Origin of the sequence: Pseudomonas sp. CAU 1711 (genome assembly GCF_039888625.1) — a bacterium.
In the GTDB taxonomy this organism is placed as follows: domain Bacteria; phylum Pseudomonadota; class Gammaproteobacteria; order Pseudomonadales; family Pseudomonadaceae; genus Aquipseudomonas.
On sequence record NZ_JBDQQT010000001.1, the window covers coordinates 291023 to 307853 of the forward strand.

General features: G+C 67.5%; 14 protein-coding genes. 4 read left to right on the forward strand and 10 right to left on the reverse strand.

Annotated features, from left to right (window positions below; translation table 11 throughout):
- Positions 1-55: 55 nt before the first annotated feature.
- Both AAFN46_RS01280 and AAFN46_RS01285 read right to left on the reverse strand, forming a co-directional pair.
- Positions 56-1639 carry a peptide chain release factor 3 gene (locus AAFN46_RS01280; RefSeq protein ID WP_347806873.1) on the reverse strand — a complete coding sequence of 528 codons (1584 nt, stop codon included), beginning with the start codon at positions 1637-1639 and terminating at the stop codon, positions 56-58.
- 106 nt (positions 1640-1745) lie between these two features.
- The gene (locus AAFN46_RS01285; protein ID WP_347806874.1) at positions 1746-3017 is read right to left on the reverse strand and encodes a sodium:proton antiporter; all 1272 of its coding nucleotides are present in this window, start codon (positions 3015-3017) and stop codon (positions 1746-1748) included.
- 456 nt (positions 3018-3473) lie between these two features.
- Between AAFN46_RS01285 and AAFN46_RS01290 the strand changes: the two genes are divergently transcribed.
- The 4 genes from AAFN46_RS01290 to AAFN46_RS01305 all read left to right on the forward strand — a co-directional run bounded on the left by AAFN46_RS01290 (position 3474) and on the right by AAFN46_RS01305 (position 7349).
- Positions 3474-4637, forward strand: coding sequence for a type III PLP-dependent enzyme (locus tag AAFN46_RS01290; protein ID WP_347806875.1), 1164 nt, complete (start codon positions 3474-3476; stop codon positions 4635-4637).
- A gap of 380 nt (positions 4638-5017) precedes the next feature.
- Positions 5018-5761 (forward strand): 5-oxoprolinase subunit PxpA, encoded by a 744-nt coding sequence (locus tag AAFN46_RS01295; protein WP_347806876.1) that lies wholly within the window; start codon positions 5018-5020, stop codon positions 5759-5761.
- Positions 5758-6432, forward strand: a complete 675-nt coding sequence (pxpB, locus tag AAFN46_RS01300) for a 5-oxoprolinase subunit PxpB (protein ID WP_347806877.1) — start codon at positions 5758-5760, stop codon at positions 6430-6432. The genes AAFN46_RS01295 and pxpB overlap by 4 nt, the downstream gene beginning before the upstream one ends.
- Complete coding sequence (locus AAFN46_RS01305) at positions 6429-7349, forward strand: biotin-dependent carboxyltransferase family protein (RefSeq protein ID WP_347806878.1); 921 nt, start codon at positions 6429-6431, stop codon at positions 7347-7349. Before pxpB ends, AAFN46_RS01305 begins: the two co-directional genes overlap by 4 nt.
- 95 nt (positions 7350-7444) lie before the next feature.
- Here AAFN46_RS01305 and AAFN46_RS01310 read toward each other — a convergent pair whose 3' ends face one another.
- The 8 genes from AAFN46_RS01310 to AAFN46_RS01345 form a co-directional block, all read right to left on the reverse strand.
- A complete protein-coding gene (locus AAFN46_RS01310; protein ID WP_347806879.1) occupies positions 7445-7945 on the reverse strand; it encodes a heme utilization protein in 501 nt (166 codons plus the stop codon).
- 318 nt (positions 7946-8263) lie between these two features.
- Positions 8264-9235 (reverse strand): peptide ABC transporter ATP-binding protein, encoded by a 972-nt coding sequence (locus tag AAFN46_RS01315; protein ID WP_347806880.1) that lies wholly within the window; start codon positions 9233-9235, stop codon positions 8264-8266.
- Entirely contained in the window at positions 9232-10221 is a 990-nt protein-coding gene (locus AAFN46_RS01320; RefSeq protein ID WP_347806881.1) for an ABC transporter ATP-binding protein, read from the reverse strand. Before AAFN46_RS01320 ends, AAFN46_RS01315 begins: the two co-directional genes overlap by 4 nt.
- 141 nt (positions 10222-10362) lie before the next feature.
- Positions 10363-11274 (reverse strand): ABC transporter permease subunit, encoded by a 912-nt coding sequence (locus AAFN46_RS01325; RefSeq protein WP_347806882.1) that lies wholly within the window; start codon positions 11272-11274, stop codon positions 10363-10365.
- Positions 11275-11483: 209 nt separating this feature from the next.
- The gene (locus AAFN46_RS01330) at positions 11484-12494 is read right to left on the reverse strand and encodes an ABC transporter permease subunit (protein ID WP_347806883.1); all 1011 of its coding nucleotides are present in this window, start codon (positions 12492-12494) and stop codon (positions 11484-11486) included.
- Positions 12495-12553: 59 nt separating this feature from the next.
- Positions 12554-14140, reverse strand: coding sequence for an ABC transporter substrate-binding protein (locus AAFN46_RS01335; protein WP_347806884.1), 1587 nt, complete (start codon positions 14138-14140; stop codon positions 12554-12556).
- 57 nt (positions 14141-14197) lie between these two features.
- Positions 14198-15799 (reverse strand): ABC transporter substrate-binding protein, encoded by a 1602-nt coding sequence (locus AAFN46_RS01340; protein WP_347806885.1) that lies wholly within the window; start codon positions 15797-15799, stop codon positions 14198-14200.
- Between the two features lie 212 nt (positions 15800-16011).
- A complete protein-coding gene (locus tag AAFN46_RS01345; protein ID WP_347806886.1) occupies positions 16012-16725 on the reverse strand; it encodes an SIMPL domain-containing protein in 714 nt (237 codons plus the stop codon).
- Positions 16726-16831: the final 106 nt, after the last annotated feature.

The following is a 16831-nucleotide window of genomic DNA, read 5'->3' on the forward strand; positions in this document are numbered from 1 at the left end:
GCACAAAAAAGGGCGCGGTCCTTGCGGAGCGCGCCCTCGGTCTGCGGCGGAGCTGTCAGTGGTGTTCGCGGGTGGCGCGGAATTTCACCTCCGGCCAGCGCTCTTCCATCAGGCTCAGGTTGACCCGGGTCGGCGCCAGGTAGGTGAGGTGGCCGCCGCCGTCCACCGCCAGGTTCTCGAAGGCCTTGTCCTGGAACTCCTTGAGCTTCTTCTCGTCGGCGCACTCGATCCAGCGCGCCGACCAGACGTTGATCGCCTCGTAGGCGCACTCCACCTTGTATTCCTCCTTCAGGCGGCTGGCGACCACATCGAACTGCAGCACGCCGACGGCGCCGAGGATGATGTCGTTGTTGCGCTCGGGGAAGAACACCTGGGTCGCGCCCTCTTCGGCCAGCTCCTGCAGGCCCTGGCGCAGCTGCTTGGACTTCAGCGGGTCCTTCAGGCGCACGCGGCGGAACAGCTCCGGGGCGAAGTGCGGGATGCCGGTGAAGCCGAGGCTCTCGCCTTCGGTGAAGGTGTCGCCGATCTGGATGGTGCCGTGGTTGTGCAGGCCGATGATGTCGCCGGCGTAGGCCTCTTCCAGGTGCTCGCGTTCGCTGGAGAAGAAGGTCAGGGCGTCGCCGACGCGCACGTCCTTGCCCAGGCGCGCGTGGCGCATCTTCATGCCCTGGCTGTACTTGCCCGAGCAGATGCGCATGAAGGCAATCCGGTCCCTATGTTTCGGGTCCATGTTCGCCTGGATCTTGAACACGAAGCCGCTGAACTTCTCCTCCTCCGGCTCCACGCTGCGCTCGTTGGCGACGCGCGCCAGCGGCTTGGGTGCCCAGTCGACCACGGCGTCGAGCACGTGATCCACGCCGAAGTTGCCCAGTGCGGTGCCGAAGAACACCGGAGTCATCTCGCCCTTGAGGAAGGCCTCCGGCTCGAACTCGTGGCAGGCGCCCTGCACCAACTCCAGCTCCTCGATGAAACGCTCGTACATGTCGCCGAGGTGGCTGCGCGCTTCATCGGAGTCGAGCTTCTCGATGATCTTGGCTTCGGTGCGCTCGTGGCCGTGGCCCGGGGTGTAGACGATGATGTAGTCGCCGCCGAGGTGGTAGACGCCCTTGAAGTCCTTGTAGCAGCCGATCGGCCAGGTGATGGGGGCGGCCTTGATCTTCAGCACCGCCTCGATCTCGTCGAGCAGTTCGATGGGGTCGCGGATATCGCGGTCGAGCTTGTTGATGAAGCTGACGATGGGCGTGTCGCGCAGGCGGCACACGTCCATCAGGGCGATGGTGCGCGGCTCCACGCCCTTGCCGCCGTCGAGCACCATCAGCGCCGAGTCCACCGCGGTCAGGGTGCGGTAGGTGTCTTCCGAGAAGTCCTCGTGGCCGGGGGTGTCGAGCAGGTTGATGATGTGCTCGCGGTAGGGGAACTGCATCACCGAGGTGGTGATGGAGATGCCGCGCTGCTTCTCCATTTCCATCCAGTCGGAGGTGGCGTGGCGGTCGGACTTGCGCGACTTCACCGTGCCAGCGACCTCGATCGCCTTGCCCATCAGCAAGAGCTTCTCGGTGATGGTGGTTTTACCGGCGTCGGGGTGAGAGATGATCGCGAAGGTGCGGCGCTTGGCGACTTCTTTGGCCTGGAGGGTCATGGGTGCGTGCCTGGCTGGAATCGGTGGCGGACAGCGAGACGGCTCGCTGTCCGGAAAAACGCGCGATTATAACGGAACGTCGGCCGCGATTGAGGCCGGTGGTCCGTCAGTGCGCGCTGCCGTTGCCTTGCGCCGGGCGATTCGGGTAGATGCGCTTGACCAGCGGGCCGATCGACAGGCCCTGGGCCAGGATCGACACCAGCACTATCACATAGGTCAGCGCCAGCAGCAGGTCGCGCTGCTCGCCGGCCGGCAGCGACAGCGCCAGGGCCACCGAGATGCCGCCGCGCAGGCCGCCCCAGGTGAGGATGCGCACGGTGCCCGGCGGAATCTGCCGGCCCCAGCGGCTGCGGCGCAGCAGGCCGATCACCGGCGCCAGGGTCAGCAGGCGCGAGCCCAGCACCGCCAGGCCGAGCAGCAGCGCCGCTGCGATATGCAGCCAGGTCAGCGGCAACAGCAGCAGCTCCAGGCCGATCAGGGCGAACAGCAGGGCGTTGAGGATCTCGTCGACCAGCTCCCAGAAGCGGTCGAGGTACAGGCGGGTCTCGTCGGACATGGCCAGGCTGCGCCCTTGGTTGCCGATGATCAGGCCTGCCACCACCAGCGCCAGCGGCGCCGATACGTGCAGGTGATTGGCCAGCGCGGCGCCGCCGAGGACCAGGGCCAGGCTGAGCATCACCTCGACCTGGTACTGGTCGATGCTGCGCATCATCAGGTACACCGCGTAGCCCAGCAGCGCGCCGAACAGCACGCCGCCGACCGCCTCGTGCAGGAACATGCCGGCGATGCTGGCGGCGCTCGGCGTTTCGCCGAGGCTGAGGATGCTCAGCAGGATGGCGAACAGCACCACGGCGGTGCCGTCGTTGAACAGCGACTCGCCGACTATGGTGGTGGCCAGCGGCTTGGGCGCGCCGGCCGACTTGAGGATGCCGAGCACGGCGATGGGGTCGGTGGGGGCGATCAGCGCGCCGAACAGCAGGCAATAGATGAAGTCCACCTGCCAGCCGAACAGGGCCAGGCCGTAATAGGCCAGCAGCGCCACCGCAGCGGTCGAGACCAGCACGCCGGCGGTGGCCAGCAGGCCGATCGGCCACTTGTAGCTGCGCAGGTCGCTCAGGTCGACGTGCAGGGCGCCGGCGAACAGCAGCGCCGGCAGGAACCAGGTCATCAGCACGGCGGAGAAGTCGATCTGGCGGATCAGTTCGCGCGACTCCTCCCGCAGGATCGGCAGGCCCAGTTCCGACAGGCCGAGCGCCAGGGCGGAAAACACCAGGGCGGTGGCCATGATGCCGATGGTCGGCGGCAGGCGAATGAAGCGGTAGTTGAAGTAGGTGATCAGGGTGGTGAAGACGATGAAGCTGGCGGCGAGATCGAGCATGCGAGGTCCTGGTGCGGGTCTATCCTTTGACGGATGCAGAGCATAGGGAAGGGCGTGGGCGAGGGCCAGCCACGGCCCCTGGGCGATGTGATCGGAGCCCCGATTTGTGCAGCATTCCGGACGTTTTGTTGCGTATCGAAAACGGTCAATCGGACAGGCGACAACCGGGTGCAAAACTGCGGCAATTTTCGGTTGATCTACTGGGCCCATGGTCCTAAAGTTCGCGCCCGAACGTCCATGCTGGCAACGATCCATCCGGCTCAAGTACTGACGACGAGGGGCTTTCCGCGCTGCGGAGGGTCATCGGCGACATGCCTTGGGAAGTAGGCGAACCAAAGTGGGGAAACTGATCAGACGTTCCGGCCCTCGGCCACCCCCTCACGCGCGGTTGAACCTGCGGCAGGTTCAGCTGCCCCAATAACTGTGTCACCGGTTTTGCCATTTGGGAGTCCACGCATGTCGATCAAGGTCGAAGACTATTTCGCCCCCGCCACTTTCCAACGCATGAAGGCCGTCGCCGATCAGCAGGAAACCCCCTTCGTGGTCATCGATCTGAAGACCATCAACGATGCCTACGACCAGCTGGGCAACTGCTTCCCCTTCGCCAAGATCTACTACGCGGTGAAGGCCAACCCGGCCATCGAGATCACCGAGCTGCTGCGCGACAAGGGCTCGAACTTCGACATCGCCTCCATCTACGAGCTGGACAAGGTGATGAGCGCGGGCGTCGGTCCGGAGCGCATCAGCTACGGCAACACCATCAAGAAGGCGCGTGATATCCGCTACTTCTTCGAAAAGGGCGTGCGCCTGTTCGCCACCGACTCGGAGGCCGACCTGCGCAATATCGCCAAGGCCGCGCCGGGCTCGAAGATCTATGTGCGCATCCTCACCGAGGGTTCGACCAGCGCCGACTGGCCGCTGAGCCGCAAGTTCGGCTGCAACCCGGACATGGCCCTCGACCTGCTGGTGCTGGCCAAGCAGCTGGGCCTGGTGCCCTACGGCATCTCCTTCCACGTCGGCTCGCAGCAGCGCGACATCGACGTGTGGGACGCCGCCATCGCCAAGGTCAAGGTGATCTTCGAGCGCCTCAAGGAGGAAGACGGCATCACCCTCAAGATGATCAACATGGGCGGCGGCTTCCCGGCCAACTACATCCAGCGCACCAACGACCTGGAGACCTACGCCGAGGAGATCACCCGCTTCCTCAAGGAAGACTTCGGCGACGAGTTGCCGGAGATCATCCTCGAGCCGGGCCGCTCGCTGATCGCCAACGCCGGCATCCTGGTCAGCGAAGTGGTGCTGGTGGCGCGCAAGTCGCGCACCGCCGTGGAGCGCTGGGTCTACACCGATGTGGGCAAGTTCAGCGGCCTGATCGAAACCATGGACGAAGCCATCAAGTTCCCCATCTGGACCGAGAAGAAGGGCGAGATGGAGGAAGTGGTGATCGCCGGGCCGACCTGCGACAGCGCCGACATCATGTACGAGAACTACAAGTACGGCCTGCCGCTCAACCTCTCCAGCGGCGACCGCCTGTACTGGCTGTCCACCGGCGCCTACACCACCAGCTACAGCGCGGTGGAGTTCAACGGCTTCCCGCCGCTGAAGGCCTTCTACATCTGAGCCGCTGGGCGGGCAGACAGAACCCCGCCCAGGCGGTAATGCTGTTCACTTAGCGACATCGCGCTCGGCCGAACTTTGATTGAGTCGGCACCGCGGCTGTTGTTCTCCCTCTCCCTCTGGGAGAGGGTCGGGGTGAGGGGCAGGCAACGAGTAGGCGATAGTCCCTCACCCCCAGCCCCTCTCCCGGCGGGAGAGGGGAGCGCTCCGCGACATCCAGGTCATGGTATTGCGCAGTGCCCTTCGCTGCTGGCCAAGCCAGAAAAACGCCGCGACTCTGTAAAGAAATCGCGGCGTTTTCTTAAATGAACAGCATTGCGCCCAGGCGGGGTTTTGTTTGTCCGGCAGTTGCATGCGTCGCGTTAATTGGCCATAACCGGTAGATGAACAGAATTCTCCTCAACTGCGACATGGGCGAGAGCTACGGCGCCTGGCGCATGGGCGACGACGAGCACGCCATGCCGCTGGTCGACCAGGCCAACCTGGCCTGTGGCTTCCACGCCGGCGACCCGTTGATCATGCAGCGCAGCGTGGCCCTGGCCGTGCGGCATGGCGTGGCCATCGGCGCGCATCCCTCCTATCCCGACCTGCAGGGCTTCGGGCGGCGTCACCTGAGCTGCTCGCCGGAAGAGGTCACCGCCCTGGTGCTGTACCAGCTCGGCGCGCTGGGCGCCTTCTGCCGCGCGGCCGGCACCCAGCTCGCCTATGTCAAGCCGCACGGCGCGCTGTACAACGATCTGGTGCGCGACGATGCGCTGCTGATGGCGGTGCTGGTCGCCTGCGCGGCCTACCGCCCCGGCCTGCCGCTGATGGTCCTGGCCCTGGCCGACAACGGGCGCGAGCGGCAGTTGGCCGAGGCGGCCGGGGTGCCGCTGCTGTTCGAGGCCTTCGCCGACCGTGCCTACCTGGCCGACGGTCAGCTGGTGCCGCGGCGCCTGGCCGGCGCGGTGCACCAGGACCCCGAGCGCATCCTCGCCCAGGCCCTGGCCATCGCCGGCGGCGAGCCCTTCGCCGATATCGACGGCCGGCCGTTGCGGCTGCAGGCCGACAGCCTCTGCGTGCACGGCGACAACGCCGAGTCGCTGGCCGTGCTGCGCCGTCTGCGGGCCCGCCTGGACGCCCTATGATCCGCCTGGAGCCGGCCGGTGCCGAGGCCCTGCTGCTGGTTCTGGCCGAGCAGGCCGAGGCCGACCTGCCGCTGCGCATCGCCGCCCTGGCCGAGCGAGTCCGCCAGGAGCTGGGCGATCTGCTGATCGATCTGGTGCCGGGCTGGACCAGCCTGCTGCTGCATTACGACCTGCTGCGCACCGACCATCTGCGCCTGGCCGAGCGCCTGGCGCCACTGCTCGAGGCCTGGCTGGACGAGCCGGCGCCGAGCGGGGGTGGGCGCCTGCACGAGATCCCGGTGTGGTATGCCGGCGAGGACCTGGCCGAGGTGGCGCAGGCCTGCGGCCTCTCCAGCGCCGGCCTGATCGAGCTGCACAGCGCCGGCGAGTACCGGGTCGGCGCCATCGGGTTCGCCCCCGGCTTCGCCTACCTCGGCGAGCTGGACGAGCGCCTGGCCCTGCCGCGCCGGGCCACGCCACGCACCCGGGTGCCGGCCGGCAGCCTGGCCATCGCCGAGCGGCAGACCGCCATCTACCCGCAGGCCTCGCCGGGCGGCTGGCACCTGCTCGGCCTCTGTCCCTGGCGGCTGTTCGAGGCGAGGCGCACGCCGCCCTGCCCGCTGGCGCTGGGCGACCGGGTGCGCTTCGTGCCGGTCGACGAGGCGACCTATCGCCGGGAGCTCGACGCATGAGCGGCCTGCGGGTGCTCAAGCCGGGGCCGCTGAGCCTGCTGCAGGATGGCGGCCGCCACGGCTGGCAGCACCTGGGCGTATCGCCCGCCGGGCCGCAGGACTGGCACGCGGCGGCCTGGGCCAACCGCTTGCTGGGCAATGCCTGGGGCGCGCCGCTGCTGGAGATCGCCCTGGGCGGGGTCGAGTTGCGCGCCGAGAGCGATGCCTGGCTGGCGCTCACCGGTGCCGAGGCCGCCAGCGAGCGCGACGGCGCGGCGTTGCCGCACTGGTCGCGCTTCGCCCTGCGTGCCGGCCAGCGCCTGCGTATCGGCTTCGCCCGCAGCGGCCAACGCCTGTACCTGGCGGCGGCCGGCGGTTTTCGCGCCGAGCCCGTGCTGGGCAGCGTCAGCACCCAGGTGCGCGAGGGCCTGGGCGGCCTGGATGGCTGCGGCACGGCGCTGCAGGAGGACGATCTGCTGGTCTGCACCGCCGGCGCCTTCGCCCATGGCGCCGGCGTGCCCTGGCGCTACTGGCCGGACTACCGGGCGGCGCCGCTGCTGCGAGTGATCACCGGCGCTGACGCGGTGGACTTCAGCGAGCCGGCGCTGGCCACCTTCTTCGAGCAGGTCTGGCGCCTCGATTCACAGTCCGACCGCATGGGTGCGCGCCTGCAGGGCGAGCCGGTGCAGGCGCCGGCCCGGCAGTGGTCGCTTGGCGTCGCGCGCGGTGCCATCCAGGTGCCGCCGGACGGCCAGCCGATCATCCTGCAGGCCGACCGCCAGACCATGGGCGGCTATCCCGTGCTCGGTTGGCTGCACCCGCTGGACCAGTGGCGCCTGGCGCAATGCCCGGCGGGGCAGAGCCTGCGTTTCACCCAGGTCAGCGTCAGCGACGCCCAGGCCGAGCTGCGCGAGTTCTACCGCTTCTTCAAAGCCTGAGCCCCAGAAAAGGCGAAGGCGCCACATGGGGCGCCTTCGGGTTCTCGAGCTGTGCACACTTCATCGCTTGCGGGCTCCCGGCTCCATTCGGTTACTCAGGCGACGTTGCTGTTGGTGCGGTCGAAACCATCTTCGGCGACGTTGCGGCCGGTGCGGTCGAAGCCATCTGCGGCAATGTTGCTGCCGGTACGGTCGAAGCCATCTTCGGCGACGTTGCTGCCGGTGCGGTCGAAGCCATCTTCGGCGACGTTGCGGCCGGTGCGGTCGAAGCCATCTGCGGCAATGTTGCTGCCGGTACGGTCGAAGCCATCTTCGGCGACGTTGCTGCCGGTGCGGTCGAAGCCATCTTCGGCGACGTTGCTGCCGGTACGGTCGAAGCCATCTGCGGCGACGTTGCTGCCGGTGCGGTCGAAGCCGTCTTCGGCGACGTTGCTGCCGGTGCGGTCGAAGCCATCTGCGTCGATGTTGCTGCCGGTGCGGTCGAAGCCATCGGCGGCGATATGGCTGGCGGTACGGTCGAAGCCGTCGGCTGCCAGGGTCAAGCCGCTGGCGGCGAAGGTGGATACGAACAGGGCGGCGAGGATTTGCTTTTTCATGCTGTCTTGCTCCGGGTGGGGGCTGAAAGTTGACTACGGAGCAGATGTTACTCAGAGAATCTTGATACAGAACTTGTTGCGCTCGATGTTGCCTATCGATGCCGTCGATAGTCTCCGTATGCCCTGTGGTTGCTGGGTTATGTTGGGATTATGGGGGCGTTCTAGAGGCTGCTGAGGAGGGAGGTCGCCGCTCTGCTTGTATCTAATTTATCGATCTGTTCATGGGCGTTCTGCCGACAAGGCGCCGCGGTGGGCGCCTTGTCGGGTCAGTCCCGCCGGCCGGACGCTTTCCCGCGAACCAGGCCGGCGGGGAGGCGCTCAGCCGGCCAGCTCCTCGGCGTGGTGGCAGGCCACCTGGCGCGCGTCGATCAGGCGCAGCTGCGGCACTTCCACCTGGCAGCGCTCGCTGGCGTGCGGGCAGCGCTTGTGGAAGGCGCAGCCGGAAGGCGGGTCGAGTGGGTTGGGCAGTTCGCCGGCGATCTTGATCTTCGGTTTGCTCGGGTCCGGGTGGATGGCCGGGGTGGCCGAGAGCAGGGCGCGGGTGTAGGGGTGCAGCGGCCGCTGGTAGATCAGTTCGGCCGGGCCCATCTCGGCCGGGCGGCCGAGGTACATCACCAGCACCTCGTCGGCCACATGGCGGACCACCGCCAGGTTGTGCGAGATGAACACATAGCCGGTGCCGTACTGGTCCTGCAGGTCCATAAACAGGTTGAGCACCTGGGCCTGGATCGACACGTCCAGCGCCGAGGTCGGCTCGTCCGCCACCAGCACCTTGGGCTGCAGCATCATGGCGCGGGCCAGGGCGATGCGCTGGCGCTGGCCACCGGAGAACATGTGCGGGTAGCGCTGATAATGCTCGGGGCGCAGGCCCACCTGCTGCATCATCGCCTGCACTTTCTCGCGGCGCTCGCCGCGCGACAGATCGGTGTTGATCAGCAGCGGCTCGGCCAGCTGGTCGCCGATCTTCTGTCGCGGGTTGAGCGAGGCGTAGGGGTTCTGGAACACCATCTGCACGTCGCGGCGCAGCTGTTTGCGCTCGGCCTTGCCTGCGCCGGCCACTTCCTGGCCGGCGATCTGCAGGCTGCCGGCGCTGGGCTGCTCGATCAGGGTCAGGGCGCGGGCCAGGGTCGACTTGCCGCAGCCGGATTCGCCGACCACGGCCAGGGTCTTGCCGGCGGACAGCGAGAAGGACACGCCGTTCAGCGCGCGCACCAGGGCATTCGGCTTGAACAGGCCGCGGGAAATCTCGTAGTGACGGGTCAGCTCGCGGGCCTCGAGGACGATGCTCATCGGGCCACCTCCGGGCTCAGGTTGACGGGCAGATTGAGGGGGTAGAAGCAGCGCACCGCGCCGCGCGCGTGCGCCTCCAGCGCCGGGCGCCGCTCGCGGCAGCGGGCCTGGGCATAGGGGCAGCGCGGCTCCAGCAGGCAGCCACTGGGCCTGTCGTAGCGGCCGGGCACTATGCCGGGCAGGGTGGCCAAGCGCTCGGCGCCCAGACAGTGTTCGGGAATGGCCTTGAGCAGCGCTTCGGTGTAGGGATGGGTGGGCGCGTCGAACAGCGCCGGCACGCCGCCGATTTCCACGGCCTGCCCGGCATACATCACGCACACGCGCTGGGCGGTCTCGGCGACCACGGCCAGGTCGTGGGTGATCAGCACCAGGGCCATGTCCTGCTCGCGCTGCAGGTCCAGCAGCAGGTCCATGATCTGCGCCTGGATGGTCACGTCCAGCGCCGTGGTCGGCTCGTCGGCGATCAGCAGCTTGGGTTCGGCGGCGATCGCCATGGCGATCGCCACGCGCTGGCTCATGCCGCCGGAGAGCTGGTGCGGATAGGCGTCGAGGCGGCTGAGGGCGCCGGGAATTTCCACCCGCTCGAGCAGCTGCAGGGCGCGCACGCGGGCGGCCTTGCCCTTGAGGCCGAGGTGCTGGCGCAGCACCTCCTCGATCTGCATGCCCACGGTGTAGCTGGGGTTGAGCGCGGTCATGGGGTCCTGGAACACCATGGCCAGGTCCTTGCCGACCACCTGGCGGCGCTGGCGGCCCTTGAGCGCGAGCATGTCGTGGCCGTCGAAGCGCAGGCTGTCGGCCGTGACCCGGCCGGGGGCGTCGATCAGGCCCATCAGCGCCATCATGGTCACCGACTTGCCGGAGCCGGACTCGCCGACTATGGCCAGCACCTCGCCCTTGTCCACGGACAGGTCGAGGCCGTCGACCACCGGCACGGCGTCGGCGGCGCCGAAGCGCACGCTGAGGTTCTTGATATCGAGAAGGCTCATGGACGGCCCTCCGATCCGTAGGCTGGGTCGGGCCGCGCAGGCGAGCGCGCGAAACCCAGCGCGTTTTGGCCCGCTTGCTGGGTTTCGGCGCTGCGCGCCTCTACCCAGCCTACAAAGGTCATTCGAATCATCTCGGGTTCCTTACTGCGCATTCTTCAGTTTCGGGTCGAGCGCGTCGCGCAGCCCGTCGCCCATCAGGTTGATCGCCAGCACGCTGAGCAGGATGGTCAGGCCCGGCAGCGATACCACCCACCAGGCGCGCTCGATGTAGTCGCGCGCCGAGGCCAGCATGGTGCCCCACTCGGGCGTCGGCGGTTGTACGCCGAGGCCGAGGAAGCCCAGTGCCGCCGCGTCCAAGATGGCCGAGGAGAAGCTCAGGGTGGCCTGCACGATCAAAGGCGCCATGCAGTTGGGCAGCACGGTGACGAACATCAGGCGCGGCAGGCCGGCACCCGCCAGTTGCGCGGCGGTGACGTAGTCGCGGCCCAGCTCGCCCATCACCGCGGCGCGGGTCAGGCGCACGTAGGAGGGCAGCGAGACGATGGCGATGGCGATCACCGTGTTGATCAGGCCCGGGCCGAGGATGGCGACGATGGCCACCGCCAGCAGCAGCGAGGGCAGGGCCAGCATGATGTCCATCAGGCGCATGATCGAAGGGCCGAGCAGGCGCGGGAAGAAGCCGGCGGTGAGGCCGAGGAGGATGCCGGGGATCAGCGACATCAGCACCGAGGCCAGGCCGATCAGCAGCGACAGGCGCGCGCCGTGGATCAGCCGCGAGAGCAGGTCGCGGCCCAGCTCGTCGGTGCCGAGCAGGAAGCGCGCCTGGCCGCCCTCCAGCCAGGACGGCGGGGTGAGCAGGGCGTCGCGGAACTGCTCGCTGGGATCGAAGGGCGCGACCCAGGGGGCGAACAGGGCGCAGAACACTATCACCAGCATGAACAGCAGGCCGCCGACGGCGCCCTTGTTGTGGGCGAAGGCCTGCCAGAACTCCTTGAGCGGCGAAGGGTAGAGCAGCGCCTGGTCGCGGAGGGAGGTATTGATTTCAATTGTCATAGTGGGCTCCGTAGAACCTGTTCATGGCCTCGCGAGCTAGAGCGAGACAAGGAAAAAGCGGCTGAGGAAGCGGAGTGTGCTGTTGCACATGAGCATGACTCGCTTTGCTCGCCCCTATGGGGCCGCCCTTGCGGGCGTTAGCAGCAAGCTGCTTCCGAAGCTGGTTTTGACGCGGTATCGCCGACGCGCAGCAGGTCATGGACAGGTTCTTAGCGCTGATGGCGAATGCGGGGATTAACCAGGCCGTAGAGCACGTCCACGACGAAGTTGACCAGGATCACCAGGCAGGCGATCAGCAGGATGCCGTTCTGCACCACCGGGTAGTCGCGCGCGCCGATGGCCTCGATCAGCCACTTGCCGATGCCCGGCCAGGAGAAGATGGTCTCGGTCAGCACGGCGCCGGCCAGCAGGGTGCCGACCTGCAGGCCGAACACGGTGAGCACCGGGATCAGCGCGTTGCGCAGGCCGTGCACGAACACCACGCGCGCCGGCGACAGGCCCTTGGCGCGGGCGGTGCGGATATAGTCCTCGCGCAGCACTTCGAGCATGGCCGAGCGGGTCATCCGCGCGATCACCGCCAGGGGGATAGTGCCCAGCACTATGGCCGGCAGGATCAGGTGCATCAGGGCGTCGCCGAAGGCGCCTTCCTCCTCGCTCAGGAGGGTGTCGATCAGCATGAAGCCGGTCCTGGGCTCTATGTCGTAGAGCAGGTCGATGCGCCCGGATACCGGGGTCCAGCCCAGGTGTACGGAGAAGAACATGATCAGCAGCAGGCCCCACCAGAAGATCGGCATCGAGTAGCCGGTCAGCGAGATGCCCATCACCCCGTGGTCGAACAGCGAGCCGCGTTTGAGCGCGGCGATTACCCCGGCCACCAGACCGAAACTGCCGGCAAATAGCAGGGCGGCCAGGGACAGCTCCAGGGTGGCCGGGAACAGGGTGAGGAACTCGTGCCACACGCCCTCGCGGGTGCGCAGCGACTCGCCCAGGTCGCCCTGGGCCAGCTTGCCGATATAGTCCAGGTACTGGGCCGGCAGCGGCTTGTCCAGGCCCAGGCGGTGCATGGCTTCGGCGTGCATCTCGGGATCGACCCGGCGCTCGCCCATCATCACTTCCACCGGGTCACCGGGGATCAGACGGATCAGCGCGAAGGTCAGCAGGGTGACGCCGAAGAAAGTGGGGATCAGCAGCCCCAGGCGTCTGGCGATAAAGGACAGCATTGCGTGGTGGTACTCCGCTTCATCGTTTGGGTACTCCCTCTCCCAGGGGGAGAGGGGAGCTATGGTGTGCGCCGCACCCGGGCGAAATTGTTCGAGCCCAGCGGGCTGAGCACGAAGCCCTCGACGTCCCGGCGCAGGGCGACGAACTGCCTGGGGTGGGCCAGGGCGATCCACGGCGCTTCGCGCTGGAAGATCGCCAGCGCCTCGCGGTACAGCGCGGCGCGGCGCTGCGGCTCGGCGATGCGGCGGGCCTCGCGGATCAGCTGGTCGAACTCCCTGTGGCACCAGCCGGCCTGGTTGTCGCCGCTTTCGGCGGCGGCGCAGGACAGGTTGGGGCTGAGGAAGTTGTCCGGGTCGCCGTTGTCGCCGGCCCAGCCCATGAACACCAGGTCGTGCTCGCCGTTCTTGGCGCGCTTGATCAGCTCGCCCCATTCGAACACGCGAATCTCGCTGTGGATGCCGATGGCGGCGAGGTCCGCCTGCAGCATCTGGGCGCCGATGCCCGGGTTGGGGTTGGTCGGGCCGCCGCCGGGGCGGGTCCAGATCGCCAGCTTCAGGCCCTGGGCATGGCCCGCCTCGGCCAGCAGTTGGCGGGCGCGTTCGAGGTCCCTGGGCCAGGGCTGCAGGCGCTCGTCATGGCCGGGCAGGGTGGCCGGGTAGGGCGCCGCCGTCAGGCTGGCATTGCCCTCGCCGTACTGGGCGCGCAAGTAGGCCTGGCGGTCGAAGGCCAGGTTGATGGCCTGGCGCACGCGCACGTCGTCCAGCGGCGGGTGCCGGGTGTTGATGGCGACATAGGCGGTGAGCAGCGAGTCCAGCTCCAGCACGCGCAGGTCCCGGTTCTCGCGCAGCGCCGGCACGTCGCTCGGGCGCGGGAACAGGGCGACCTGGCAGGCGCCGGCCTTGAGCTGCTGCACGCGGGTATTGGGATCGGGGGTGATGGCCAGCAGCAGGCGCTCCAGCGGCGGCTTGCCGGCCCAGTAGTGCGGGTTGCCGGCGAAGCGCACCTGGGCGTCCTTGGCGTAGCGCTCGAAGACGAAGGGGCCGGTGCCGATCGGCTGGCTGTTGAGCTTGCCCGGCTCGCCGGCGGCGAGCAGCTTGGCGGCGTACTCGGCGGAATAGATGGAGGTGAAGCCCATGGCCAGGTCGGCGAGGAAGGGCGCCTCGGGGTGTTTCAGGGTGAAGCGCACGCGGTGTTCGTCGAGTGCCTCGATCTTGTCGATCAGATCGGCGAAGCCCATCGCCTCGAAGTAGGGGTAGCCGCGCGGCGCCAGCTCGTGCCAGGGGTGCGCCTTGTCGCGCTGGCGCTGGAAGCTCCACAGCACGTCGTCGGCGTTCAGCGCGCGGCTCGGCTCGAACCAGGGCGTCTTGTGGAACTGCACGCCCTGGCGCAGGTTGAAGGTGTAGCTCAGGCCGTCGGCGGAAATCTCCCAGCTCTCGGCCAGGGCCGGGACTATGCGGGTGCTGCCGGGGGCGAACTGCACCAGGCGCTCGTAGACCGTCTCGGCCGAGGCGTCGGCGGTGGTGGCGGCGGTGTACTGGACGATGTCGAAACCTTCCGGGCTGGCCTCGGAGCAGACCACCAGGGACTGCTGGGCGAGCACGGGCAGGCTGGCGCACAGCGCCAGGAGTGCGAGGGTATTACGCATGAAGGCGTCCTTCTATGGATGGATGCCGGGCGGCACTGGGGTCGCCCGGCAGCCGGCTTACTCGCCGACGCTCACGCCGTAGAAGGAATTGAGTGCGAAGGGACTGATCTTGAAGTCCTGCACGTTCTTGCGCATCGGCTGGTACACGGTGGAGTGGGCGATCGGGGTGATCGGCACCTGCTCCTTGAGGATCACCTGGGCCTGCATGTACAGCTTGGTGCGCTCGGCCACGTCGGTGGTGCGCTTGGCCGCCTTGATCAGCTTGTCGTAGTCCTCGAAGCACCACTTGGAGAAGTTGTTGCCGTCGACCGCGTCGCAGCCGTACAGGGTGCCCAGCCAGTTGTCCGGGTCGCCGTTGTCGCCGCTCCAGCCGATCAGCATGCTGTCGTGCTCGCCGGCCTTGGAGCGCTTGAGGTACTCGCCCCACTCGTAGGTGACGATCTTGGCCTTGACGCCGACCTTGGCCCAGTCGGCCTGGATCATCTCGGCCATCAGCTTGGCGTTGGGGTTGTAGGGGCGCTGCACCGGCATGGCCCACAGGGTGATCTCGGTGCCTTCCTTGACGCCGGCGGCCCTGAGCAGCTCCTTGGCCTTCTCTGGGTTGTAGCCGGCGTCCTTGATGCTGTCGTTGTAGGACCACTGGGTCGGTGGCATGCCGTTGACCGCCAGCTGCCCGGCGCTCTGGTACACGGCGTCGATGATCGCCTGCTTGTTCACCGCCATGTCCAGCGCCTGGCGCACTTGCAGCTTGTCCAGCGGGGCGTGCAGCACGTTGTAGGCGATGTAGCCGTCGTTGAAGCCCGGCTGCGAGGGCATGACGATGTTCGGGTCCTTGGCCAGCGAGTCGAGGTCGGCCGGGCGCGGGTTGAGGGTGACCTGGCACTCGCCGGCCTTGAGCTTCTGCATGCGCACCGAGGCGTCGGTGTTGATGGCGAAGATCAGGTTGTCGATCTTCACGTCCTCCGGCTTCCAGTAGTCCTTGTTGCCGGTGAAGCGGATCTGCGCGTCCTTCTGGTAGCGCTTGAACACGAAGGGACCGGTGCCGATCGGCTTCTGGTTGATGTCGGCGGCCTTGCCGGCCTTGAGCAGCTGGTCGGCGTATTCGGCCGACTGGATCGAGGCGAAGCTCATCGCCAGGTTCTGGATGAAGGCGGCGTCCACCTCGTTGAGGGTGAAGCGCACGGTCATGTCGTCGAGCTTCTCGAGCTTGGCGATGTTGGCGTCCATGCCCATGTCGGTGAAGTAGGGGAACTCCGAGGGGTAGGCCTTGCGGAAGGGGTGGTCCTTGTCGAGCATGCGGCCGAAGGTGAACAGCACGTCATCGGCGTTGAACTCGCGGCTCGGCTTGAAGTAGTCGGTGGTGTGGAACTTCACGCCCGGACGCAGGTGGAAGGTGTAGGTCAGGCCGTCCGGGGTGACTTCCCATTTCTCGGCCAGGCCCGGCTCCACGGCGGTGCCGCCACGCTCGAACTGGGTCAGACGGTTGAACATGGTCTCCGCGGCGGCATCGAAGTCGGTGCCGGTGGTGTACTGGCCCGGGTCGAAGCCGGCGGGGCTGCCTTCGGAGCAGAACACCAGGTTGCTGGCGGCGCTGGCGAGCGGAGCGCTGGCGATCAGCCCAGCGGCGAGGAGAGCCTGGATGACGGCGTTTTTACGCATGTTGACCTCATGTTGTTGTGGTTATGTTCCCTGAGGGGTGCCTTGTGGGCGCCTTGCGTGAAGCTATGCACGGCATGTGCCGCGATCAAGCGCGAAACGACCTTGAGTGTAGAAGCTGTGGCGAAGCTGTAATCCTTTGTCGCAATTGTGCAAATTCGCGCGGCGGATATGGCGATGCGCCACTGCCCGAGGCCGTGGCGCATCGCTCCGGATCAGGGCAGTTGCACCTCGATCACGCCATCGGCGCTCATGCTCACCCGGCTGGTACCGGCCTCGATCTGCGGGGCGGCCTCGCTCTTGGCGAAGCTGCCACTGTCCATGGCCATGGCGCGCATCGGCATCACCGGCTGGAAGCCGCCGCCGTTGAGGCTCAGGCTGACCAGCCTGTAGCCCTTGCCGCCGAGGGCCTCGGTGGTCAGCTGGGCGCGCGCCTTGAAGGCTTCCACGGCCTGCTTGATCAGCTGGTCCTCGCTGGCCTTGCGGCTGTCCTCGGCCACGGCGAAGCTCATCTCGGCCATCTTCAGCTCGCCCAGCAGATCGGCGGACAGCTGTGCCAGACGGGCGAACTCGGCGCTCTCCAGGCGCAGCTCGGCGCGCTCGCGCCAGGCGCCGATCTTGCTGCCCTCGTCCTCGTATACCGGGTAGCTGTGGCGGCTGCCCAGGCTGATCTTGACGTCCTGCACCTGGCGCGCCCGTTCCAGTGCCTTGTTCAGCGTGGCGGTGATGGTGCTGGCCAGGCGGGCCGGGTTCTTGTCCTGCGCCTCGGTGTAGAGGGTGACGTACATGCGGTCGTGGGCCACTTCCTGGCTGACCTCGGCGCGCAGCGATACCTGGTTGTAGCGCGGCTCGTCGGCCAGGGCCGGCAGGCTGGCGAGAGTGGCCAGGCCGAGGGCGAGGGTGGCGGCGAGACGGTTGAGTGCGTGCATGGGAACTCCTTGCGGGTGGTTGTCCTTGAGGTTGACGAACAACTCAGACTGTTCGGGTTAAGCCCGGTTCGCAATTATTTTCCTGCGCTTCGTGCGCTGCGGCCGG

What these genes read in the sequence shown, in the direction of transcription:
- AAFN46_RS01280 (WP_347806873.1), bottom strand. Translation starts at nt 1,639, where the DNA reads ATGACCCTCCAGGCCAAAGAAGTCGCCAAGCGCCGCACCTTCGCGATC.
- AAFN46_RS01285 (WP_347806874.1), bottom strand. Translation starts at nt 3,017, where the DNA reads ATGCTCGATCTCGCCGCCAGCTTCATCGTCTTCACCACCCTGATCACC.
- AAFN46_RS01290 (WP_347806875.1), top strand. Translation starts at nt 3,474, where the DNA reads ATGTCGATCAAGGTCGAAGACTATTTCGCCCCCGCCACTTTCCAACGC.
- AAFN46_RS01295 (WP_347806876.1), top strand. Translation starts at nt 5,018, where the DNA reads ATGAACAGAATTCTCCTCAACTGCGACATGGGCGAGAGCTACGGCGCC.
- pxpB (WP_347806877.1), top strand. Translation starts at nt 5,758, where the DNA reads ATGATCCGCCTGGAGCCGGCCGGTGCCGAGGCCCTGCTGCTGGTTCTG.
- AAFN46_RS01305 (WP_347806878.1), top strand. Translation starts at nt 6,429, where the DNA reads ATGAGCGGCCTGCGGGTGCTCAAGCCGGGGCCGCTGAGCCTGCTGCAG.
- AAFN46_RS01310 (WP_347806879.1), bottom strand. Translation starts at nt 7,945, where the DNA reads ATGAAAAAGCAAATCCTCGCCGCCCTGTTCGTATCCACCTTCGCCGCC.
- AAFN46_RS01315 (WP_347806880.1), bottom strand. Translation starts at nt 9,235, where the DNA reads ATGAGCATCGTCCTCGAGGCCCGCGAGCTGACCCGTCACTACGAGATT.
- AAFN46_RS01320 (WP_347806881.1), bottom strand. Translation starts at nt 10,221, where the DNA reads ATGAGCCTTCTCGATATCAAGAACCTCAGCGTGCGCTTCGGCGCCGCC.
- AAFN46_RS01325 (WP_347806882.1), bottom strand. Translation starts at nt 11,274, where the DNA reads ATGACAATTGAAATCAATACCTCCCTCCGCGACCAGGCGCTGCTCTAC.
- AAFN46_RS01330 (WP_347806883.1), bottom strand. Translation starts at nt 12,494, where the DNA reads ATGCTGTCCTTTATCGCCAGACGCCTGGGGCTGCTGATCCCCACTTTC.
- AAFN46_RS01335 (WP_347806884.1), bottom strand. Translation starts at nt 14,140, where the DNA reads ATGCGTAATACCCTCGCACTCCTGGCGCTGTGCGCCAGCCTGCCCGTG.
- AAFN46_RS01340 (WP_347806885.1), bottom strand. Translation starts at nt 15,799, where the DNA reads ATGCGTAAAAACGCCGTCATCCAGGCTCTCCTCGCCGCTGGGCTGATC.
- AAFN46_RS01345 (WP_347806886.1), bottom strand. Translation starts at nt 16,725, where the DNA reads ATGCACGCACTCAACCGTCTCGCCGCCACCCTCGCCCTCGGCCTGGCC.